21 protein-coding genes are annotated in these 23,608 nt (G+C 45.0%); 16 read left to right on the top strand and 5 right to left on the bottom strand.

Going from position 1 to position 23,608, the window contains the following annotated elements:
* The first annotated feature begins 216 nt into the window (after positions 1–216).
* The 11 genes from FE296_RS30375 to FE296_RS30325 all read left to right on the top strand — a co-directional run bounded on the left by FE296_RS30375 (position 217) and on the right by FE296_RS30325 (position 13,323).
* On the top strand, positions 217–1,320 hold the full coding sequence (locus tag FE296_RS30375; RefSeq protein ID WP_150367454.1) for an NADH:flavin oxidoreductase: 1,104 nt from the start codon (positions 217–219) through the stop codon (positions 1,318–1,320).
* 401 nt (positions 1,321–1,721) lie between these two features.
* Entirely contained in the window at positions 1,722–3,050 is a 1,329-nt protein-coding gene (gene nagZ, locus FE296_RS30370) for a beta-N-acetylhexosaminidase (protein ID WP_223869099.1), read from the top strand.
* A gap of 41 nt (positions 3,051–3,091) precedes the next feature.
* Positions 3,092–3,796 (top strand): response regulator transcription factor, encoded by a 705-nt coding sequence (locus FE296_RS30365; protein WP_124114365.1) that lies wholly within the window; start codon positions 3,092–3,094, stop codon positions 3,794–3,796.
* Positions 3,793–4,776 carry a sensor histidine kinase gene (locus FE296_RS30360; protein WP_124114367.1) on the top strand — a complete coding sequence of 328 codons (984 nt, stop codon included), beginning with the start codon at positions 3,793–3,795 and terminating at the stop codon, positions 4,774–4,776. The genes FE296_RS30365 and FE296_RS30360 overlap by 4 nt, the downstream gene beginning before the upstream one ends.
* Positions 4,777–5,081: 305 nt before the next feature.
* Entirely contained in the window at positions 5,082–5,852 is a 771-nt protein-coding gene (locus tag FE296_RS30355; protein ID WP_124114369.1) for an ABC transporter ATP-binding protein, read from the top strand.
* Positions 5,827–7,785 (top strand): FtsX-like permease family protein, encoded by a 1,959-nt coding sequence (locus tag FE296_RS30350; RefSeq protein WP_150367453.1) that lies wholly within the window; start codon positions 5,827–5,829, stop codon positions 7,783–7,785. The genes FE296_RS30355 and FE296_RS30350 overlap by 26 nt, the downstream gene beginning before the upstream one ends.
* A gap of 173 nt (positions 7,786–7,958) precedes the next feature.
* Positions 7,959–9,404 (top strand): 4-hydroxyphenylacetate 3-hydroxylase family protein, encoded by a 1,446-nt coding sequence (locus FE296_RS30345; RefSeq protein ID WP_150367452.1) that lies wholly within the window; start codon positions 7,959–7,961, stop codon positions 9,402–9,404.
* A gap of 234 nt (positions 9,405–9,638) precedes the next feature.
* Positions 9,639–10,346, top strand: a complete 708-nt coding sequence (locus FE296_RS30340; protein WP_124114375.1) for a response regulator transcription factor — start codon at positions 9,639–9,641, stop codon at positions 10,344–10,346.
* A complete protein-coding gene (locus FE296_RS30335; RefSeq protein WP_150367451.1) occupies positions 10,324–11,781 on the top strand; it encodes a sensor histidine kinase in 1,458 nt (485 codons plus the stop codon). The genes FE296_RS30340 and FE296_RS30335 overlap by 23 nt, the downstream gene beginning before the upstream one ends.
* A gap of 35 nt (positions 11,782–11,816) precedes the next feature.
* On the top strand, positions 11,817–12,896 hold the full coding sequence (locus FE296_RS30330; RefSeq protein ID WP_124114378.1) for an AI-2E family transporter: 1,080 nt from the start codon (positions 11,817–11,819) through the stop codon (positions 12,894–12,896).
* 28 nt (positions 12,897–12,924) lie between these two features.
* Positions 12,925–13,323, top strand: coding sequence for an Asp23/Gls24 family envelope stress response protein (locus FE296_RS30325; protein WP_124114380.1), 399 nt, complete (start codon positions 12,925–12,927; stop codon positions 13,321–13,323).
* 78 nt (positions 13,324–13,401) lie between these two features.
* Here the strand turns inward: FE296_RS30325 and FE296_RS30320 are convergent, their stop codons facing one another.
* Entirely contained in the window at positions 13,402–14,241 is an 840-nt protein-coding gene (locus tag FE296_RS30320; protein ID WP_223869098.1) for an AraC family transcriptional regulator, read from the bottom strand.
* Positions 14,242–14,447: 206 nt separating this feature from the next.
* On the opposite strand from FE296_RS30320, the gene FE296_RS30315 reads away from it, so the two are divergent.
* The 3 genes from FE296_RS30315 to FE296_RS30305 all read left to right on the top strand — a co-directional run bounded on the left by FE296_RS30315 (position 14,448) and on the right by FE296_RS30305 (position 18,670).
* A complete protein-coding gene (locus tag FE296_RS30315; RefSeq protein WP_150367449.1) occupies positions 14,448–15,452 on the top strand; it encodes an aldo/keto reductase in 1,005 nt (334 codons plus the stop codon).
* Between the two features lie 317 nt (positions 15,453–15,769).
* Complete coding sequence (locus tag FE296_RS30310) at positions 15,770–17,311, top strand: acetate--CoA ligase (RefSeq protein ID WP_150367718.1); 1,542 nt, start codon at positions 15,770–15,772, stop codon at positions 17,309–17,311.
* Positions 17,312–17,425: 114 nt separating this feature from the next.
* Positions 17,426–18,670, top strand: coding sequence for an aminopeptidase (locus FE296_RS30305; protein ID WP_150367448.1), 1,245 nt, complete (start codon positions 17,426–17,428; stop codon positions 18,668–18,670).
* A 308-nt stretch (positions 18,671–18,978) separates the two neighbouring features.
* On the opposite strand, the gene FE296_RS30300 is transcribed toward FE296_RS30305, so the two are convergent.
* On the bottom strand, positions 18,979–19,437 hold the full coding sequence (locus FE296_RS30300) for an AraC family transcriptional regulator (RefSeq protein WP_150367447.1): 459 nt from the start codon (positions 19,435–19,437) through the stop codon (positions 18,979–18,981).
* Between the two features lie 165 nt (positions 19,438–19,602).
* On the opposite strand from FE296_RS30300, the gene FE296_RS30295 reads away from it, so the two are divergent.
* Positions 19,603–20,763, top strand: a complete 1,161-nt coding sequence (locus FE296_RS30295) for a leucine-rich repeat domain-containing protein (RefSeq protein WP_150367446.1) — start codon at positions 19,603–19,605, stop codon at positions 20,761–20,763.
* A gap of 48 nt (positions 20,764–20,811) precedes the next feature.
* Here FE296_RS30295 and FE296_RS30290 read toward each other — a convergent pair whose 3' ends face one another.
* Positions 20,812–21,444, bottom strand: coding sequence for a nitroreductase family protein (locus tag FE296_RS30290; RefSeq protein ID WP_091016769.1), 633 nt, complete (start codon positions 21,442–21,444; stop codon positions 20,812–20,814).
* A 130-nt stretch (positions 21,445–21,574) separates the two neighbouring features.
* Between FE296_RS30290 and FE296_RS30285 the strand changes: the two genes are divergently transcribed.
* Positions 21,575–21,814 carry a hypothetical protein gene (locus tag FE296_RS30285; protein ID WP_223869097.1) on the top strand — a complete coding sequence of 80 codons (240 nt, stop codon included), beginning with the start codon at positions 21,575–21,577 and terminating at the stop codon, positions 21,812–21,814.
* Between the two features lie 135 nt (positions 21,815–21,949).
* Here the strand turns inward: FE296_RS30285 and FE296_RS30280 are convergent, their stop codons facing one another.
* Both FE296_RS30280 and FE296_RS30275 read right to left on the bottom strand, forming a co-directional pair.
* Complete coding sequence (locus FE296_RS30280) at positions 21,950–22,723, bottom strand: M15 family metallopeptidase (protein WP_150367445.1); 774 nt, start codon at positions 22,721–22,723, stop codon at positions 21,950–21,952.
* Between the two features lie 462 nt (positions 22,724–23,185).
* Positions 23,186–23,548 (bottom strand): iron-sulfur cluster biosynthesis family protein, encoded by a 363-nt coding sequence (locus FE296_RS30275; RefSeq protein ID WP_017688778.1) that lies wholly within the window; start codon positions 23,546–23,548, stop codon positions 23,186–23,188.
* Positions 23,549–23,608 lie beyond the last annotated feature (60 nt).

Genomic DNA, 23,608 nt, shown 5'->3' with positions numbered 1-23,608 from the left:
GCTGCCGTTAAGGTAGCTTTCTTTTTTTATGTAAAAAGATTAGTATGAACGACTAACTTCGAAAATTTGAAAATAAAATTAAGAAACTATAAAATGGATAGAGAAATAACCTTAAACGAGTCAACTGGATTACAAATGTTATGATATACAAAAGCATGTCGCATTTCACATGAATGCGAAAGTTCCATACTTCCAATTGCAAAGGAGCAATATACGATGAACGTACCTTCAGCATTATTTAAACCTTTCACCTCGGACAAGCTAACCTTGTCTAATCGAATCGTTATGGCCCCTATGACTCGCGGATTCTCACCAGAGGGCGTACCTGGACCGGAAGTTGCTGAATACTACCGTCGAAGAGCAGCAGGCGGAGTGGGACTTATCATTACGGAAGGTACAGGCATCAATCATCCTTCTTCGGTCAGCGGAGCGAGTATACCTTTGTTCCATGGTGAAGATTCGTTGCAAGGATGGGCTAATGTAGTGAAAGCAGTGCATGAAGCGGGTGGCAAAATCATGCCACAATTGTGGCATGTGGGTACAGCACGTCGTTCCGGTGACTTGCCTAACGCAGAAGCTGAGCCTGTAAGTCCGTCAGGGGTTAGCATGGCGGGTGAACCATCACGCGAACCATTAATGGAAGAGGAGATTCAAGGTCTTGTACAGGCATATGCCCAAGCGGCAGCGGATGCACAGCGAATCGGGTTTGACGGCATTGAACTGCACGGAGCCCATGGATACCTGATTGACCAATTCTTCTGGGAGCAGACGAATCGACGGACCGACAATTATGGTGGTGATTTGGTACGGCGAACCCAATTTGCGGTTGAAGTGATTGAAGCTTGTCGTGCGGCGGTTGGTCCTGATTTCCCAATTGTGCTCCGGTTCTCCCAATGGAAGATGGGGAATTATGAGGCACGTCTGGTGGAGACGCCAGAACAATTAGAGCAATTCTTGGTACCACTCAGTGCTGCTGGCGTGGATATATTCCATTGCTCTACACGACGGTTCTGGTTACCGGAATTCGAAGGATCTGAGCTGAATCTCGCGGGTTGGACGCAAAAAATTACTGGCAAACCAGCTATTTCAGTTGGATCGGTAGGTCTTGAAGCTGAATTTGTAGATAGAGCAACCGAGAACCAGGGAACAGGCGATGCCCATTTGGATCTATTAAATGAGAAGTTGGAGAACAATGAATTTGACTTGATCGCCTTGGGTCGTGTTCTGCTCAGTGATCCCGAATGGCCTGCCAAAGTTCGTGAAGGTCGCATATCCGAAATCATTCCATTTACAACGGAAGTGTTGCAAACACTCCATTAATAGAAGCCTAAGAACGTTTGGTGAAAGGTGAACCAACACTGAACGGCAAGGATTTACAACGAAAAGTAAAACAAAAACGAACAAATAGGCCGCCTTTGGGCGGCTTTTTGAGCTACCTATACTAATAAATTCAACATATGAAAAATTCACAATAGAAAAGCATTTTCCGCACCGCTGCACCTGTTTATTAATCCCATACATCACACACACGCGCATAGTCACAACACCATTGAAGTTCCACATCTCAGGTTCTATAGCAACCATTTTTTTCGCTGCATATATGTCAGCACAACGATTCAATCCTCAGAAGCGCTCATTTTGAAAATCATTCACCTTGTGATAAGGTTAGGCCTGAACCTTTGAATTGCCAAGATGACATTACATAAGGAGGATGAATATCCTTGCACAACTATAGGTACAACTCGAACAATAAATGGAGAAAACCACTGCATATGATGTGTCTTCTGCTGGGGATCGTTCTGCTTATATCGGCATGTGGCCAAGCACAGAAACCTTCCTCCGCAACGGATTCGAATGCCGGCTCCAATGCTGGCTCTAACTCAGGGCAATCTTCCTCATCGCCGGAGCAGAATACCGCTCCACTGCAGGAGGAAGTGCAAGAAGAAGTTGATCCGGTGCAGGAGCAGCTCAGTTCATTAACGTTAGAAGAGAAGATTGGACAGATGATACTGGCCGGTGTTCAGGGGACAATGTTGGATGATCAAGCCAAACAGATGATTACGAATCAAAAGGTAGGGGGCATTATTTTCTATGCCAACAATGTATCAACACTAGAGGGAACAGCCAAGTTTGTGCAATCCATCAAGGAAGCGAATCAGTCCAACCCGGTACCGATCTTCATGAGTGTGGATCAGGAGGGCGGCAAAGTGAGTCGTATGCCGGAGACGGTGGAATCCATTCCTTCCAGTAGAAAAGTAGGGGAGACGAAAGACAGCGTGCTTGCTGAAAAAATGGGCGAATTGCTGGCCAGACAAGTTCAGCTTGCGGGTTTTAATGTGGACTTTGCTCCTGTGCTGGATGTGAACAGTAACCCGAAGAACCCGGTGATTGGAGATCGTTCATTCGGCAGCTCGGCAGAACTGGTGTCACGTATGGGGATTGCAGAGATGAAGGGACTACGTAGTGAAGGCATTATTCCGGTAGTGAAACATTTTCCGGGTCATGGGGATACGTCCGTGGACTCCCATCTCGATCTGCCTGTCGTGAATAAAACGGAAAAACAACTGGCCGAGCTTGAATGGATTCCATTCCAGGCCGCAGTGAAGGAGCAGGTAGAGGCGGTCATGGTTGCACACATTTTGTTCCCGAAGCTGGATCCGGATCATCCAGCCTCCTTGTCGGATGTCATTATTGGTGAACATTTGCGTGGGAAGTTCAAATATGATGGTGTGGTCATCACAGATGACCTGAGTATGGGTGCAATCGCGAAGAACTTCAAGTTGGACCAGGCAGCCCTGGCAACGGTTAAAGCAGGAAGTGACATTCTGTTGGTAGCTCACAGTTATGAGAGTGCCAAGACGATTTTTGATACGCTAATAAGTGCAGTCAAGTCAGAAGAGATCTCTGAGTCTCGAATTGATGAAAGTGTATATCGTATCCTGGCGTTGAAGCAACAATACAAGTTATCCGATAATCAGAAAGCTTCTGGAGACCTGAAGCAATTGAATGCAGATATTGTGGATTGGCGTAAGCAAATCGATGCTAGATAATAAATCCTGTGTTATGATTTTGCCAGAGGTGAGATCCAATAATGTATACCATTATGATAATAGAGGACGATCCCAAGATTGCGGGATTATTGAAATCACATATTGAACGCTACGGAGACCGGGCCGTTCTGGTCGAGGATTTTGAGATGATTGTGCAACAGTTTGAGCAGGTACAGCCACATGTGGTACTTCTGGATATCAACTTGCCCAGTTACGATGGTTTCTATTGGTGCCGCCAGATTCGTACGCTGTCCACATGCCCCATTTTGTTTATCTCCGCGCGGAGTGGGAAGATGGATCAGGTCATGGCACTGGAGAATGGGGCGGATGATTATATCACGAAGCCATTTGAGCATGAGATTGTTATAGCAAAAATTCGAAGTCAGCTGCGCCGGGTATATGGGGACTATGCTGCACGTGATGAAGAACGCAAGGTGGAACTGGACGGCTTGGTCGTGTACTTGGAAAGACTGGAGATTCAGCTTGGTGATCGCAAAGTGCAGCTGACGAAGAAGGAAACGATTCTGCTGGAAACGTTACTGCGCCGCAGTCCAAAGCTTGTGAGCAGAGAGACAATCTTGGAGAAGCTGTGGGATGACTCTTTTGTGGATGACAACACACTCAGCGTTAACGTTACTCGGGTGCGTAAACGCTTAGCCGAACTTGGTATTACGGACGCACTGGAAACGGTCAGAGGTTCTGGTTACCGATTGAACAATACCTGGAAGGCCTCTTCACCAGCATGAGATTGTTTATACGTGAACATCTCGCTTTAACTTGCTGGGTTGTTGTCATCTTGTTCACCGTTGTTGCAGTGTTCTGGTATGACGGTTACAACGATTGGGTCACGGCTGCTTATGCCGTAACGTTGGGATTATTTTTATACATCGGATATTTGGTGTATCGTTATTATTCACATCGCTCCTTTTATACCCGGATGTCACGATCGATGGATTCGCTGAAGGAATTTGTACCATTGAACGAAACAAGTCCTTTATCACTGGCGCTGGAGAAGCTGCTGGATTCACAATACGGACAGTACCATGCTCATCTCCATCGGCTGGAACAACGGCAGCAAGAATATCTGACATTCATGAACCAGTGGGTCCATCAGATGAAGACACCATTATCCGTCATTGAGTTGACGGTGGAGGATCAGGAAGATGATGATCCCAGGCTTATAAGCATTCGCGAGGAAGCGGACCAGATGAGACGGGGATTGGAAACGGTGTTGTATGTGGCACGCTTGGATACTTTCGAGCAGGATTTCAGTGTTGAACCAGTGGTATTGAAGAACGCTGGCGAAGAGGCGATCCATGAACTGAAGCGATTCTTCATCCGCAATCACGTCTATCCAGAGATGCATATTGATTCTACGCTGGTTGTGCAGTCCGACGCCAAGTGGATTCGTTTTGTCTTGGTACAGTTACTGTCGAACGCAATCAAGTACTCCGCGGGCAGCGGGCAAAAGATCTATGTGCGTGCATATGAAGAAGAACGCTCTATCATGCTGGAAGTGCAGGATCAGGGCATCGGAATTCCGAAGTCTGATCTAAACCGGGTATTCCAACCTTTCTTCACCGGGGAGAACGGGCGGCATTTCAAAGAGTCCACAGGCATGGGGCTGTATATTGCCAAAGAAGTGTTAACGCGGATGAATCATCGGATTGATCTTGAATCTGTGTACGGCGAAGGAACGACCGTCCGAATCACATTCAGCTCCTGAAGTGACAGATTGAGGTAAGATTGGGCCGTGAGGTGTGTATTTTTGTTGGAAAAGTGTGAGTGGGACATGAATTACAGTGTAAGTCTAGACGTCTATTGCCTGATCGGGGCGAAGGCGTCTTTTTGATTTTCATGATGCAACCTTACAACATTGTCATGTTGGTGAAAGGTTAAACCATAGGAGAATGGCCGAAACTTCGATAGACTGTAGTCATTAGAGTACAGGAAAGGCCACGCATCATACGCATGCACACAGCATGAATGTAACTTGATTTTGAATTTATTCATCACTAAGGAGTTGTAACCATGGAGATTTGTTCTGTGAAACAGATCAGCAAAATCTATAAAGGGATCGTATCGTATGAAGCATTATCAGGTATTGACCTCAGTATCCAGGAAGGAGAGTTTGTCGGTATTATGGGACCATCCGGCAGTGGTAAAACCACCTTGCTGAACATGATCTCTACCATTGATCATCCAACATCAGGAGAAATACGGATTGCAGGAAAGAATCCGTTTGAATTGAATCAGGATGAACTCGCGCTGTTCCGGCGTAAAGAACTGGGATTTGTATTCCAGTCCTTCAATCTGTTGAACACACTGACGGTCAAGGAAAACATCGTATTACCACTTACGCTTGACGGCGTTTCACTGACAGAGATGAACACACGTGTGGAACGACTTGCGGGCAAGCTCGGAATCGAAAGCATTTTGAACAAACGGACATATGAGATATCAGGAGGACAGGCACAGCGTACGGCCATTGCCAGAGCGCTGATTCATTCACCCAAGCTGATTCTGGCTGATGAACCAACAGGTAATCTGGATTCGAAAGCGGCAAGAGATGTGATGGAGATCCTGGAAACCCGCAATCAGGAAGACCGGGCAACGATGCTGCTGGTTACCCATGATGCAGTGGCAGCAAGTTATTGCAGTCGGGTTGTCTTTATCAAGGATGGCAAACTCTACAACGAAATTCACTACGGCGATAATCGAGCAGCCTTTTACCAGAAGATTATTAATGTATTATCCCTAATGGGAGGGTCCGGACATGAATTTTCGCCAGTTCGCCATTAATAACGTTGTTCGCAACAAACGAATTTATCTGGCTCATTTTCTGAGCAGTACGTTTTCCGTCATGATCTTTTTCATCTATGCATTGCTCCTGTTCCATCCCGATCTCAAAGACGGTTTGAAGGGATCAAGTGGTACAGTTACTTTGCTTGCTAATCAGGGGTTTATGATTGCAGAGGTTATTATATTCATCTTTTCATTCCTGTTCCTTCTCTATTCCGTGGGTTCATTTCTCAAGACGCGTAAGAAGGAATTTGGTATTTTCCTGATCATTGGCATGACACGCAAACAGATGAACAGACTTCTGTTTATGGAGAACATGTGTATTGGAGTCGCTTCTATTATTACTGGTATCGGACTCGGGCTTATTTTCGGCAAATTGATTCTGCTCATCTGTGGCTCCATGCTGGCTGTCGAGGACAGCCTTCGGTTCTATTTTCCGCTGAAAGGCATTGCCCTGACGGTTGGCGCCTTTCTGCTGCTGTTCGTTGTCATTGCAATGTCGTCATCCTTGCTCATACGCAAAGGTTCACTTATTGATCTTGTGAAATCGGAAGAAAAGCCAAAACCGGAACCAAAAGCATCGCGTTTGCTCGCCTTGCTATCCGTGCTGTTCATTGGCGGTGGTTATGCAGGAGTATTCACTTTTGTATGGGTAAGCTTCTCGTTTCCGTTATTACTCGCAAGTGTCGTGGTTGTTATTGCAGGTACGTACTTCCTGTTCACACAGCTTAGTGTATATATCATTCGGGCACTCAAAAGAAATCCAAGATTGTTTTTCCGCAAAACCAATCTGCTCTTCCTATCGGAACTTACGTATCGAATGAAAGATAACGCGATTATGTTTTTCATGGTAAGTATCATCTCAGCTTCTTCATTTACGGGAATTGGCACCATGCTCGCAATAGCTGACCCGGGGTTGTCGTCCATGTCGAATCCGTACGCATTCAGCTATATGAATTCATGGGATACTCCCCAGTCAGAGCGACATATTCGGCAGATTGAAGAAACGTTGATTGATCATCAAGTTCCCTACGTGAAGGGCAGTTATGCTCCTATATATGAAAATAATAATGGAAGTATTATCAAGCTAAGTGATTATAACCGTCTGGCGAAGGCACTGGGGTATGAAGAACGTACGTTGAAACAGGTCGATGAGTCATTTATGACACCAAGCAATTTGGCGGTTCGCAAGAAGTACCGTGAACAGGCTGAACAAGGATTCTCCGGAGGGGAGATCAATCTGGAGGTGGATAGTCAACGCGTACCTGTTCAGCTATCGACACCTGGCACCGAGATTGTGATTCCTTTTCAAAATGAAATTAATCTCTACATCGTAACTGATGAATTGTTTAATCAGATGAGACCAGCGTACAACGAGGAAGTAGGCATGCCTGAAGGTTTCTATTCGAGTCGAACGATACAATTTATCGTTAAAGATTGGATGGGCACACGCAGCTTTGCTCCTGACTTGATCAAATCGATTCAAGATGATCATTCCGACAAAGGTTATTACGAGGTCAGCGCACTTGTGGTGGATTGGCTTAATTCCAAGCAGACCAATGGCATCATTCTAATTTTGAGCGGCCTGATCGGCATTGTTTTCTTCACCTTTGCAGCAAGCTTCACGTATTTCAGACTCTACGCAGACCTTGAACGAGATGAAGCACAGTATCGTATGATTGGCAAGATGGGACTCAGCCGTCCTGAACTCCGCCAGATTGTAACAAGGCAGCTATTGCTTATGTTCTTCCTGCCGATTCTGATTGCCGTCATCCACAGTTCAGTGGCCTTTGTAGCGTTGCAACAGTTGGTTGATTTCTCAGTCTTCGGATACAGCCTGCGCATCTTCTTGGTGTTTGCTTCCATGCAGATTTTGTATTTTGCACTCGTGCGCTGGCGGTATCTGCGTCACATGTATTCCAAATTAGTCTAAAATAGCATGGCCCAACAGACACCGGACTCATCGCTCGGTGTCTGTTGACTTTTCTAGCTAAGGCACAGTACTATTTTATTAGATACAGAATGTATCATTACATAGTTTCTCAAGCAGTTAGAAGGATGGGGTTACAGAAATGTCAGGCAGATGCCTGAGAGGGAGGACATATCATGAGCATCACGATGTCTCGTGGACAAGCATACATTCAACGATCGAATGATGAGCGCAATGTATGGCTGGACGGAGAGCGTATCCAGGTAACTGGGCATCAGGACTTTCAGGGAACACTTCAAACCATAGAAGGTTTGTTCAATCTGGTGGATGACCCGGAGACAAGGGAAACCGTGGCCTATTGGGACGAACAGACGGGAAGTTACGTGCATCGCTCTTTTCTAGTACCCCGTTCACTTCCTGACGTGAAGAGCAGGGCGGATGCTTTTCGGCTGTGGGCCGATCGGACGTATGGGGTGATGAGCCGATTGTCTGATTATGCTCGATCCCGGCTGACCGGTTGGTATGCAACACGACATGAGATGACATCACATGACCCGGCATTTGCAGACAAAATATCGGATTATTTTGCACAAGCCAAACGAAAAGATGCATTCCTGACAATTGTCCAGCGGGACCCACAGATTAATCGTTCCTTGCCTGTTGGAGAAGATGAGGATGCCATGCTGCGAATTGTCAAAAGGAATACGGAGGGCGTAGTGATCCGCGGGGCCAAAATGGTGGCAACAGCAGCGCCTTATGCCGATGATATCATTGCTTATCCTGTTCAACGAATTCCGGGCCACCTGCCAGAGCTGGCCCATATGGTCATTGTAGCCGCGGACAGTCCGGGCTTACACATGATGTGTCGTGAATCTTTTGCCACAAAAGATTCAGATAAATCACATCCACTCAGTGCGCAGTATGATGAGATGGATGCTGTATTATTTTTTGACGATGTATTTGTGCCCTGGGAACGTGTATTGCTGCACAATAACCCTGAAGCCGTATGGCAGATTCGCTGCAATACAGCATCGGCCAGTCTGGCCTACCATCAGAGTGTCATTCGATTACACTCGAAACTGGAATTCATTACAGCTGTGACCTCAGCCATTGCCAAGGAGATCGGGGTGGACTCCTTCCTGAATGTGCAGGAACAACTCGGAGAGCTGATCAGTCAGATACAGACTATCGAGGGACTGATTATTGCTGCTGAAGCACAGTCCAAGCCGGACGCATTTGGCAACTGGCTGCCAGAATTCAAATATATTGAAACCGCACGTAATCTGGGCAATCGTTATTACCCTCGCGCGGTGGAGATTTTGAAGACCATTGCTGCGGGTGGTCTGATTCAGATTCCTTCAGGTACGTTTGAGATGAATGAAATGATGGGTTCTATGGTAGGCAAATATCTTGGTGGAGTAACGATGCAAGCCCCGGAGAAGATTCGACTCTTTCAACTCGCATGGGAACTGACCGGAAGTCCACTCGGAGCAAGGCATGATCTATATGAACGTTTCTACGCGGGTGATCCCGTGCGCAATCGGGCGAACCAATATGTGCAGTATGACAAGGAACGTTTATTGGGAAAAGTTGAGCCGTGGCTTCGTTTGCTTAAGGACTAGTCTGATGATCTAATACAAATGGTCCGAATGAAGATTGAAAAGCCTGAATGAAGAACGAAAAGCTTGAATGAAGGCTGAAAACAGCTCTATTTTAGTTAATGCCTTGGCCTAAGCCAGGGCTCTATTTCTATTTATTTAGATTATCTTTAGAAATGATTTAGGTTGAATTAAGAGACGTAGTATATAGTAATAATGTAGAGATAGGCATACAGTATAGGAAATGAGAGGAATAAGATGAGATACACCGTATTAATTGCAGATGACGAACCAGAGATTGTTGAACTGCTTCAACTATATCTGGAGAAGGATTATACCATTAAGACTGCCGCGAATGGAGCCGAGGCGCTACAATGTATACGTTCAACACAGATCGATCTGGTCATACTGGACATCATGATGCCTGTAATGGATGGATTGCAGTTAATTAAACAGATCAGGGCCACACATCACATGCCTGTACTGTTCCTATCCGCTAAAAGTCAGGATCACGATAAAATCCTTGGACTTGGACTTGGGGCAGACGATTATATAGCGAAGCCGTTCAACCCGCTTGAGATTGTTGCCAGAGTAGAGGCGTTGCTCAGGAGAGTTAATCAATTTGATGCGGCGGAGATCCCCAGTGCGAAAGAACAAAATCTGGTATTGGGTGATCTGACGCTGGATCGATCCCAATGTATCCTTTTTCGTTCAGGAACACCTGTAACATTGACCTCTACAGAGTATAAAATTATGGAATTGTTGCTTGATCAACCTGGCCGAGTGTTCACCCGTAAAAAAATATACGAAGCGGTCTGGGGCGATTATTATGCGCACGAGGACAGCACCATCATGGTACATATCAGCAACATTCGGGAGAAGATCGAGCGTGACTCCAGACAACCGGAATATCTCAAAACGATAAGGGGACTGGGATACAAAATTGAAGCGCCCATGGAAAGCTAGAGAAAAGAGACTGTTGCAGACATCCCTGACACTGGACTTCTTGCTGTTCAACTTCTTTTTACTGTTACTGGTACTGATCGTGTACCTTATGGTTTCACTTGATGTCGTGGATTTCCGCATTTCGGATCAGGTCGTTGATCCAGATCTGAATGTTGAAGCCCACGTGTATGTGGCAGAGCTGGAGAACGAATTTTACTCCGGTGGAGGTTCGGTGTCGAAAGGCAAAGACACAGAGATTCAACGTCTCAAGGATAGCGGCGGCTGGATTGAGATTCTGGATGCGAATCGCAACGTCATTCGTCATGTGGGAGACAAGCAAGATGCGTTCACCCAATACAGTGAAGCCGATCTGTATGATGGACTGGAAAATCGGAGTGACCAGGAATACTATTATTCGATCACTCCTCTCTCGACAGAAGGAGCGGCAGCGTATGTATTGCTCAAAATCCCGCGTGAACTGGTCAGCGTGCGAATTAATGATAATCAGTTGATTACCAATCTGAAACATCCATTATCCTTTTACATTATGATTGGCATCGGTTTGGTTTTATTGTTGATCTTTGTCTACAGCTATTGGGTCGCACGGAGAATCAAAAAACCACTCAGCATCCTCTCCTCTGGTCTTACGCAGATGATCCAGGGAAATTATAGTACACGGATGTCGATCTCTGCCGAGAGGGAGTTTGTCCAGATTGGTGAGACCTTCAACTACATGGCGGACGTCATTGAGAACACCTCTGCGGAGAAACGTTACGCCGAAGAGAGCAAACAGCGACTGATTGTAGATTTATCACATGATCTGAAGACACCGATAACATCCATACAGGGATATGCGCAGGCATTGGTGGAAGGACGTGGAGAGGACAAGGACAGGCAGCAAAGATATCTGGGATACATCTATAACAAGTCTGTTCAAGTTGCACGCATGATACAGAATATGCTGGAGCTGCTCAAGGTGGATTCGCCCGATTTTCGCATGCATATTCAGAGAAGAGAGATTGGAGAATTCGTGCGTGAGATTATGGCAGATACGTATGGGGAGATTGAGCAGAAACAGTTTGTCCTTCATGTGCTTGTTCCTGATGAGGAGATCTATGCAAGGTATGATCCGGAGCTGCTATCCAGAGTCATCCAGAATCTGATTACCAATGCTCTGTCTTATAATCCAATCGGGACCGAACTGCGCGTAGAACTCATTCCGCTTCATACCCATGTGGTGATTGAAGTGGCAGATAACGGAGTGGGCATACCCCAAGAACTGTGGTCAACGATCTTTGACCCGTTTGTACGAGGGGATGAGGCGCGGACAGCGACCGGAGGCACCGGTCTGGGATTGTCCATCGCACGGCGTAATACGGAAAAAATGGGTGGACGGCTGATCCTTTCCCGGCGTGGGCGAGAGACTACCGTGTTTACCATCCAGATTCCAAATTAAATTAGAGAAGAAATGTCCATGTGGAGGGAAATATTTTGTTCAAAGTAAATACGTTTGTCCGGTTCAGTATTGCACTGGCGCTGATATTGGTTAATATCTATTTATTATCACGTGTGAGCTTCATCTTTCAGCCGCTCGTCACCATGATCACGGTCATTACCGTGCCAATGATGTTGTCGGTGTTCTTTTATTATCTGCTAAGGCCGCTTGTGAATTATATGGAGAAAAAGAAAATAAATCGCACGCTAAGTATTTTGCTAATCTATCTGGTTATTGCTATTCTGGGAGTGTTCTTCATCATTGGTTTATGGCCATCGTTACGTGAGCAACTGTTCAATCTGGTTGATAACGCACCAAATCTAATTAATTCATTAAGTGAACAGCTGAGAGAGCTGGAGCAAAATGGTGCCATTCAGGCCTTGTTCCCTGAGGGCTCGACACCTTTCTCCCAGATCACGGAGTATATCAACAAAGGATTTAACTTTGTAACTAACTATGTAAGTGGATTTTTCTCACTCGTTTCCAGTTTTGCGATCATCTTGTTTACACTACCAATCCTTTTGTTCTATATGCTGTTACAAGGCGAGAAATTTGGTCGTAAATTGGCACATATCGCTCCAAAACGTTTCCAAAATGACAGCCGTGAAGTCGTAATTGAGATTGATCAGGCGTTGAGTGGTTTTATTGTGGGAAGAGTTTTGGTCAATCTGGCATTGGGTGTACTGATGTATATCGGTTTCTTGATCATTGGACTGCCGTACGCATTACTGCTCACGGTAATTGCGGTCATCATGAACTTTGTTCCGTTTATCGGAGCGATTGTGTCGTCTGTGCCTATTGTGATCATGGGTCTCGTGGTATCACCATCAGTTGCCATCTGGTCTCTGATTATTATTCTTGTCGCTCAGCAGATTCAGGACAACCTGGTAGCACCGTACGTATTCGGCAAAAAGCTGGATATTCACCCGCTCACGACCATCATTCTGGTGTTGGGTGCAGGCGACCTGGGTGGAATTATTGCCATCCTGATTATTATCCCGGTGTATATGATCGTTAAAATTCTTTTGGTTCGAATCTATAACATGTTCTTCAAGGACAAATGGCAGAATGCATAGAATTTAATTATTCGAAGGAGTGGAGCACATGTCTGAAATTATCGAAAAACAATACAATGAACCTGAATATATCGCACCTCAATCTGTTCAAATGGGTACCATTCACATCTCAAACGATGTGTTATCCAAGATCGTGGGAATGGCCGCTCAATCAACGGCTGGGGTATCCTCCATGTCCGTTGGACTGACTGAAGGCATTGCCAAGAGCATCAGCGGCAAGAGTCTGCAAAAAGGGATTGACGTACACGTTAAAGACGATCAGGCAACCATCCAGCTGCGCATCAACATTCAATATGGCAACAAGATGCACGAGGTCTGCCGTGAACTTCAACATAATGTTCAACAGGCTGTAGAGCAATTAGCTGGTGTTATGGTCAATGAAATTAAAGTGCAAGTTGTTGGCATATCCATGCCGGAGACGCTATAACCGGATGTAAGGAATAAACGAATGTAAGTATTGAACAAATGCAAGTGATATCGATTGGCAAAAACAGCACCTTCCCAATTAGCAACTTAATTGGGAGGGTGCTGTTTTATGTCTGCGGTAATAGGTTGGCGCTTCGCCCATCACTTTTTTGAACATTTTGGAGAAAAGCAATTGATCCGTATAGCCCACAGAACGGGCAATATCACCAATGGTCAGACCTGGATCAAGGGTCAGTTCGGCTGCCCTGCGCATCCGATAATGGACCAGATACGACTGAATACTGCTTCCCATCTTATCCTTGAAGAGAGAGCATAGGTAACTGCGCTGCAAACCGACATGGGCCGCGATGGATTGAACGGTAATGGCATTGGCATAGTTCATTTCAATGAAGTCCATTACCTGCGTAACGTACGTTTCCTTCGAATAATCCGGCATGGGTTGAAGATGCTCTGAATTAGCCTGATCAATCAAAATGGAGAAGAATTGATACAGCAAACCAGTCATGCTGATCTCCCAGCCTTTGTGGGTATGGCGCGAATTAATCATTCGATGCAGACAGGATCGCATCTCGTCATCCTCATTGCGCAGCTCAAAAATCGGGTGATGCTCCGACAGACAAGCTTGCTGTAAAAAGGTTTGGCTATTGCTGCCTTGAAAAGCAACCCAGCTGTATTCCCAGGGATCATCCTGATCTGCTTCGTAATGAACAACAGAATGCGGAACGATCAGAAAACCTTGACCTTTGTGCAGGGTGTACGTTTTGCCACCCACTTCGAAGGTGCCTTTGCCATTCAAAATATAATGAATTTTGTAATAGTCTCTCATGGCAGGGCCAAAGTGATGACCTGGTGTACAGGCTTCCGTGCCATAATGAAGGAGCTGAAGCTCCTGAAAATGATTGCTTTTAAACATATACATAATCAAGGGTATTCACTCCTGTATGATTCGTCTCATCTTGCATTTTAACATATTTATTAGCTAAAAAGACCAATGATTTAACATTAGTTTGTATAGATAACAGTCATTTTTCCATATGGTTATAGTGAAATGCCATATCGTTTTGTCCGAGAAATGTCTAAGATTAGAAGCAGCAAGGCAAACCCTACAGGAAAGTGAGAATAACAATGCCCTATACTGCAAGTGAACAACGATATGATGAGATGAAATATGTACGTTCTGGTAAATCCGGAATCAGACTGCCGCAAATTGCACTGGGTTTATGGCAGAACTTCGGTGGCAACCGTACGTTGGATATTAAGGAAGAGATGATTTTGCGTGCCTTTGACCTCGGAATTAACCACTTCGATCTGGCGAATAACTATGGTCCACCTCCAGGTTCTGCGGAAGAAAACTTTGGTGTGATCTACAAAAAACATCTGCGCCCTTACCGGGATGAATTGCTCATCTCCTCGAAGGCAGGCTACCATATGTGGAATGGACCTTATGGCGAATGGGGTTCTCGCAAAAATCTGATTGCAAGTCTCGATCAAAGTCTCAGCCGGATGGGACTGGATTATGTGGACATTTTCTATCATCACCGTCCAGATCCGGATACGCCATTGGAAGAAACGATGACGGCGCTGGATCATATCGTGCGGCAAGGTAAAGCACTGTATGTGGGCTTGTCCAATTATAATGCAGAACAGACACAAGAAGCGGTAACCATTCTTCGTCGTCTGGGTACGCCATGTCTGGTTCATCAACCAAACTACTCGATGCTGAATCGCTGGATTGAAGACGGTTTGCAGGACGTACTGGATGAGCAGGGCGTAGGTTCCATTGCGTTCTGTCCACTCGGCCGCGGTCAGTTGACCAATAAATATGTCGACAAGATCAAGGAAGAACGCGCCAATCCAACAGGCAATTTGAAAAAAGAAGCATACACAGACGAACGGATTGCCAAGTTCGATGCGCTTCAGGCAGTTGCCGAGCGAAGAGGGCAGACGATCTCCCAACTGGCTCTGAACTGGATCTTGCGTGGTAACCGTGTAACCTCCGCACTAATTGGTGCAAGCCGTGTGTCCCAGATTGAAGAAAACGTGGCTGCACTCCAGGCACCGGATCTGACAACGGAAGAGTTGAATGAGATCGAAAGCATTCTGGACGGAATGGGCAATTATCCGTGGTAATATACACAGTATAGCGGTGTGAAAATTATAGTTAGCTAAAACTAATTTATTATAAATTAAGAATGAAATGGCGCCTACCTGATCAATCAGGAAGGCGCCATTTTGTATATGTCATTTTCTTTATAGAATAAGATCTATTATAATAGTTCATTAATTGACCTATGTTTATTTTTTTTAGAATGAACCTAGTTCATAGCACCTGGTCCTAGGATTTAGGGTATAATATATAGAAGCTTTACAATTGAACTACGAAGGAGAGGCTCCATTTGAACTTTGAACAGTGGATTTCGCCTGAAAGCTATAACCTGACATCCGAGATGGAGAATCATCCATCAGACCGGATTGCACTTAGATGGCTCAGCGATCAACGAGAATTGGAAGAGATCACGTATGGTGATTTATTCAAGCAGGCGAATCGTCTTGCTGGAGGTTTGCGTGAACTTGGACTAGAGAAGGGCGATCGGGTGTTGGTCATGGTACCACGCCGTATTATTGCCTATGTCATTTATATTGCTTGTCTGAAACTGGGGATTGCCGTTATTCCTTCCTCCGAGATGTTGCGGGCAAAAGATCTGGAATATCGTCTGCGTCACTCTGAGGCGCGGGCTGTTATTGTATGGTCCGAGACGACCTCGGAAGTGGAAAAGATGGACGCGGATCTGCCGTCACTGGCACATCGCATCGTGGCATCACCGAATGAAGAAGTTGGCGTACCTGCTGAAGGTTGGGTGAGTGTGCATCAGTTAATGCAGAATCAACCCGATGAGATGGCTGCGGTGGAGACTCATCGTGATGATACGGCTATCCTTGCTTATACTTCGGGCACAACAGGTAATCCCAAAGGAGTTGTACATAGCCACGGTTGGGGATATGCCCACCTGCGGATCGCTTCTTCATTATGGCTGGATATTCAACCTTCAGATACCGTATGGGCAACGGCTGCACCTGGCTGGCAAAAATGGATCTGGAGCCCGTTCCTGTCGGTACTCGGAAGAGGCGCGACTGGACTGGTCTACAATGGATCTTTCCAGCCCAAGCGTTACCTGGAACTGATGCAGGAACATCAAATTAATGTCCTTTGCTGTACACCAACGGAATATCGGTTGATGGCCAAAGCCGATGATCTTGGACATTATGACCTGTCTCATCTGCGCAGTGCTGTTTCAGCGGGTGAACCGCTCAATCAGGAAGTCATTGAAATCTTCCAGCGTCACTTTGATCTGACTATTCGAGACGGATATGGACAGACCGAGAGCACGTTGTTAATCGGCAGTCTCAAAGACGCTCCTGTACGCATTGGCTCCATGGGTCAGTCCATCACACCTGGATTGATTGAAATCATTGACGAAGACGGACAGCCTGTTCCTGCCGGTGAAGTAGGAGATATCGCGGTACACAAAGAGATGCCAGCTTTGTTCCGGTCCTATTATCAGGATGAGGGACGGAAGGAAGCGAGTCAGCGTGGCGATTATTTTGTAACAGGGGACCGTGCACGTAAAGACGAAGAAGGTTACTTCTGGTTTGAAGGGCGCAGTGACGACATCATCATCAGTTCGGGCTACACGATTGGACCATTCGAAGTGGAAGAAGCACTCATGAAACACGCCAGCGTGAAGGAATGCGCGGTGGTTGCAAGTCCGGATGAGATCCGCGGCAATATTGTCAAAGCTTTTGTCGTGTTGAGAGACGATTCACTGGCTTCACCAGAACTGATTCGTGAATTGCAGCACCATGTCAAAGAAATTACAGCACCTTATAAATATCCACGCAAGATCGAATTTGTTACGGATCTGCCAAAGACCAACTCTGGTAAAATCCGCCGGATCGAACTGCGCGAACAAGAAAAACGTAATGGTTAAATCGTTTTGTATAAATGGATTTTAGATATTAAGCCTGCGTAGTGAAAGAGAAGGAATCGATTCTGCAGAAGCGAAAGCGTTCGTATAATATATGAAACAGGAGTGAACACAACCATGAGTCAATTTGAACAAACCTTTGAAAAGTCATTGGAACAATACGCAGAACTAGTTGTTAAAGTTGGCGTGAATATTCAAAAAGGACAGGACTTGCTCGTCACTGCCCCCATCGAAACGCTTGAATTCACACGTTTGATTGTTCAAAAAGCGTATGCAGCCGGAGCGAAGTACGTGCAAGTGGAATTCGATGATGACAACATTACCCGCAGTCGCTTCGAGCATGGCTCGGATGACAGCTTCGATTATTATCCGGCCTGGAAAGGCGACATGATGGAGAAGTTCGCTGAAGCCGGCGGAGCAACATTGACGATCAAAGTACCTGACCCGGATCTGTACAATGGGATTAATTCGGACAACGTCTCCCGTGCGACTAAGGCTGCTGCTCAAGCACGTAAAGGATATTCCAAATATACACGTAATCATGAAATTAGCTGGTGTTTGATCAAAGCACCGACCAAGGCTTGGGCGAACAAAGTGTTTGCCGACATCCCGGAAGAAGACCGAATCAACGTGATGTGGGAAACCATCTTCAAAATGAACCGTGTTGATGGCGGAGACGCCGTACAAAATTGGAGAGAACATCTGGATACCCTGAATACCATGAGTGATCTCCTGAACCAAAAGAACTATAAGAGCCTGCATTACCGTGCGCCAGGTACAGACCTGAAAATCGAATTGGTTAACAATCATATCTGGGGCGGTGGTGGCAGCGAAAATAAACAAGGCGTGTACACGGTCGCCAATATGCCAACTGAAGAAGTATTCACCATGCCTAAGCGCAGTGGAGTGAATGGATATGTCAGCAGTACCATGCCTTTGAACCTGAACGGGCAATTGGTAGACCAGATGAGAATCACATTCAAGGATGGACAGGTTGTAGCGTTTACGGCAGCATCCGGTGAAGAACATTTGAAGAACCTGTTTGCCACCGATGAAGGTGCACGTTATCTGGGAGAGGTCGCACTAGTACCACATGACTCCCCAATCTCCAACTTGAATCGTATTTTCTATAATACGGGCATTGATGAAAATGCATCTTGCCATTTGGCTGTGGGAAGTGCGTATCCATTCAACATGAAAGATGGCACAACGATGTCTAACGATGAATTGTTGAAGCATGAGTGCAATGTGAGTCTGACCCACGTCGATTTCATGATCGGTTCCGCAGAGCTGGATATCGATGGTGAGTTACAGGATGGCACAATCGAGCCGGTATTCCGTAAAGGCAACTGGGCATTTTAATTTAGTTTTATAAGTTGAACTAAAGGTTATTTACCAGACACTACGATGACAGAATAACCTTCCAATCGCTGTTATTCCCAGATTTTTTTGATTCCTTTTCTGAAGGGGAAAATCCGGGGATAGCGTATGCTTCCGATGCAGCTTTCTTTCAGAAAGCTTTTAGGCGAACGCTTCGCTTTTTCAGGTTGTTTCTGTCCTCTCCGTTATCGTGTAAATGATTAGTTCAATTTATATAGTAGCAGTAATAGTGCTTAACGAGAAAGTGACTTCAATTTGAAGACACTTTTTTTGTTTGCTCGTAACGCGGATTAAACAGGTCTCACAGGCACACATATCTCGCAATAATGCTGATTGAGCAGTTCCCAACGATATCTTTCTATAACCGGCTTGTTGTCCATCTGATAATCACTTGTTTGTAAATGAGGGATGATCACATTCCATGCCTGCTGAATAGCTTCTTCCGTATGTCTCACTTTACATATGAGATAATCTCCGCCTGATAACTCGCCAATCTCAACCAACTCATCTTCAAGACGTTCAGATTCAGTAATAACAATACAAGCATCATATCTACATTTTTCGGGCGTTGTGGTAGTTGGGTCATCCTGGGGAATACCGAATAAAATTGCTGATTCATGAAGCAGTTGGTTTTTGTCTGCCCATTGTTTCAGCGTATTCATCGCTTGAGCATTGGCTGGACCGTAAGGACCGACTTGTCGAACATAGGCGATACGATATGACGGGAGGTTTTCGATATGCATTTCCATGAAAATCTTCCTCTCTGTACGATTTCTCTTACATGTTGGATGTTAACATGGTATAAAAGAATTTGCTTAGGTAATTGTTGAATCCCGGCGATGAAACTCATAGAATAGTGATAATATGTTGGAAGACTGTTCCAATAGAGCAAAACGAGAGGGGAGGCGTTAGACATGGATATTACTTATGCTTTCACGGATGAACGTTTCAGGCAAGTTGTGTTGGATCGTTTTTGTGATCAGCGGGATTTCATTCAGGAGAGTGACGTTTGTGAGGTTGAGATATTGCAACTTTCCAATCACAATATTAGCAATCTTAATGGAATCGAGTATTTCAGGGGGCTTCAAGAGTTGGATTGTGCCTATAATCAATTGACAAGTCTGGATCTAGCTCAGAACCACAAGCTAAGGACGTTACGTTGCAGAGAGAATCAGCTTCTTACACTGGACCTCCGTTCCAATTCGGGATTGCAAGTGTTGGATTGCAGTTTTAATCGACTTCGAAAATTAGATCTTTCTCATAATTCCAAACTTATAACGGTGGAGTGTCATTGGAATATGTTGTCGGAGCTGGCTTCGGAGCACCTACAGCAGTTGGAGGAACTTAGTTGCAGTTATAATGCTCTTTTTTCACTTGAACTTGAACACAATAAGCAACTGCGGCGACTTGATTGCGCCAACAATTACATGTTGGAACTTGATGTAACCGGTTGTCCAAACTTGATTGAACTTCGTTGTAACCACAACCATATCAAACAGTTGGACTTTCGTTCAAATATGGTTTTAGAGAGTGTCCGTTGTTTTAACAACCATATTAGCAAGCTGGATATTCGCCATAACGTACAACTAAGAGAGTTGTACTGTTCCGAGAACAAATTAACCGAGTTGGATTATAGCGCTAATCCCAAGCTGGAGAGACTGCAATATGCAGACAATCTGATTTTTGAATCCAATCATGAAGTTCAGGGGATGGGTGTGTTTCAGTATGACACATCGATGTCCAACTATCAGATGCGCTTACATATTCAGGATAAAGAACTGGTAGTCACTGCACAGGTTTCAACCAAGACAGAGATGGAAGCCCTATCTCCATATATGGAAGCGACGTGGAAACGATGGGACATGCTTGGTGAGCAGGCGCTTAAAACCATTGCCGAGGCTCATCCGGACGAAGATATCAGTGCATTGATTTTGGCTGATGTAGAATTTCAGGGAGATCAATATTTCCGATTGGGTTATGATGCGGGGGATACACCTGCTGGTCGACTGTACATATATGCGGAGTTTGACGATGAATTTCACATGTTGGATACATTGATCTATGAAACGTATTAAAGCCACGAGAACGTGGCTTTTTTGCTGTGTCATTTAACTACTTTTATGTTATTCAGCGTGCATTTTGTTGAAGCTAACATATTCGTTAATTGGTTTACGGTAACCGCGTGGGCGTTGTTTGGCTTCTGACTTTTTGCCGATGGTGATCAGCATAACCGGTACATAATGGTTAGGGATTTCCAAACTTCGTTGCAATTCTTCCGAGTCAAAGCCAATCATTGGACAAGTATCCCAACCGCGATCCTGAGCGATCAGCATCAATTGCATGGCAGACAGGCTGGCATTGCGAATCGCATCCTCACGTTGGAAGAATCTGCCGCGAGATTCGTAAAATTCAGTGACACTTTGGGATTCTTGCTCATATTGGAACGGAGTGAGGGCGCCCAGGTTCAGCAAGCCTTCGTTAATGGTGCGGATATGATGGTGTGCGTTGACATCGCCCAGAACCACGATGACCGCAGAAGCTGTTTTTACTTTATATTGCTGGGAAGCTTCATAGACTTTCTCTTTCTGTTCCTCGTCTTTAATCACAAGATAGTGCGTGTGTTGCAGGTTAAAGGCAGATGGTGCAAATTTGTTCAGGGCAAACATCTCTTGCAGTTCCGAATCTGAAATTTCAATTCCTTCTTCAAAAATAACGGCCGATCTACGGTTTTTGACTAGATTCTCGAACTCACTCATGGTAGTTTCCCTCGCTTATGTATGATTTATAAACTGACTATAACACACTTAGTTACTTTATGTAAGTGTTATTTTAGAATAAGACAAGGATTGTCTGCCATACGCTAAAATAAAACACTAGAGGTGATTCATGAAAGCATTGATCGCAAGGTTTATGGGAGGACATGACCCTCATGAATTTCGGGTATATGTGATCCAATCTTCGACGTTAAAACGTTTTGTAGTAGTGGAGATTATCCTAGGCCCTATCGTGTACAATGTCGCACTTTATTTGTTCCATAATGCAATACTTGCTGGAGTAGGCTCTTGGGCTGGAACAGAAGGTCTGAAGAGACTGCCACTCGTCTTTAGAAAAATCGTGGGGACATGATGAAGTGTGTAAATGAAAGATCGAAGCAGAAGAGGGCCAGTTGCGGCCCCATTTTCTCCTTCAGCCATGTTATCTATGGTCACGCTTCTTTTTATCTAATCAGATAACTGTCTACGCTCTGGGTTCCAACCTGCCTTATTTGGCACGTTCCAAATACTGCTCGAGCGTAAGTTTCTGGTTGGTAATCTCACCAGCAATATATACTCCGACATAACGTACATGCCATGGCTCATAGGAGTAACCAGTCAATTTCTCTTGGTCTTTGCCATAACGGATGATGAATCCGTATTTGTGGGCATTGGCTTTTAGCCATTTGCCTTCTTTGGTGTTGCCAAAGCTTTGCTGAAGATCATAACCAGCCGAAGCGCTGGAGATATCCATGGCTAGACCCGTTTGATGTTCGCTTTGTCCTGGCCGAGCACTTGTTTTATTGGCAACAGCTTCACCTTTGATGCTGGCATTACGGTCAAAGATCGATTTCTGGGTCGCATAAGAGCGATAGCCAGACACCGCTTTGATATCAATGCCGTCTTTTTTGGCAGCCGTAAATAATTTTTCAATAGCGGTTGCAGCTACTTTACGCATTTGTTTCTTCGGACTGGAACCTGAGAAGCTAAAAGGAATATTAGGTACAACCAAATCTTGTGGTGCATAAGTTGAAGGCAGATTTCTCTTTTTATTGACAAGTACAACCGTACTGGACATATTGGTCACAGTTGCCACATTTTTAATCGTTTTGATCGTACGACCAGGTGCATTATCATGCAGAAATTGAGTGAAGCTAGAGCTTGCCGCAGACGCGACGGGATTCAGGCTAGAAGTGATGGGAAGCGTAGTAAAGGCAGAACCTGCTACAACAGAGCCTACGAGAATTGTAGATATGATGGATTTACGAGTAAAAGATTTCATGATGTGTGTTCCTCCTCGGAATATATGAATCTATATACCGAGTATACTAGAGGATTATATCCATAGGTTCTCCAATTGTTTCCGAGTTGTAAACAAAGTTTGCTATATAAGTTGAACTAAAGAATATTACACTGGACACTACGATGACAGAACAACCTTCCAATCGCTGTTATCCCCTGATTTTTTTGATTCAATTTTATAATGGTGAAAATCTTGTGATAGCGTATGCTTCCGATGCAGCTTTCTTGCAGAAAGCTTTTAGGCGAACGCTTCGCTTCTTCAGGTTCTTTCTGTCCTCTCCGTTTTGTGTAAATGGTTAGTTCATCCTTTATAGAGTCTTTTTGCAACGCTGATAGAGGCATATAAAGAAAAGAACGTTAAAAAAGCCGTTGCATTAGATGCAACGGCTTTTGATGTAAAGAGAGATAATACTAGATTACTTCGAGTATGCTGTAGACTGGGTTACAACATGCAGGCGTCAGATCCACCGGAGCTTCCCACAGTTACGGCACGGGTATCACGAACGCGAACGTTGGCGCTGAGCACACCAGAATCACTGCTTAATTTGAAAGAAGGATAATTCTCTTCTGTATCCAGCTTCATGTGTTGTTCCAGGTTCAGCTGCTGCTTCGGATCAACATAGAACGGAACCAGATTGGTTTCAATCTGCGCGTCGAGAGCCGCAAGTTCATCAACAATGATAATAGCGATAACTCCGTTACATCCGCAACCTTCCAAGTCATAGATCACTTTGAAATATCCGGGTTGGTCATTCAGGCTTTCCGTCAATCGTTTTGCAGCCAAATCTGTAATTTGAATATACATATAGGTACACTCCTTTATATGTTGTCATGGTTGGTAAATGGTAAAAGAATTCATTCAGCT

Source organism: Paenibacillus sp. UASWS1643 (assembly GCF_008693195.1).
GTDB lineage: Bacteria > Bacillota > Bacilli > Paenibacillales > Paenibacillaceae > Paenibacillus > Paenibacillus amylolyticus_B.
Note: the sequence above shows the minus strand (reverse complement) of the source record. Positions and strands in the feature narration are given on the sequence as shown.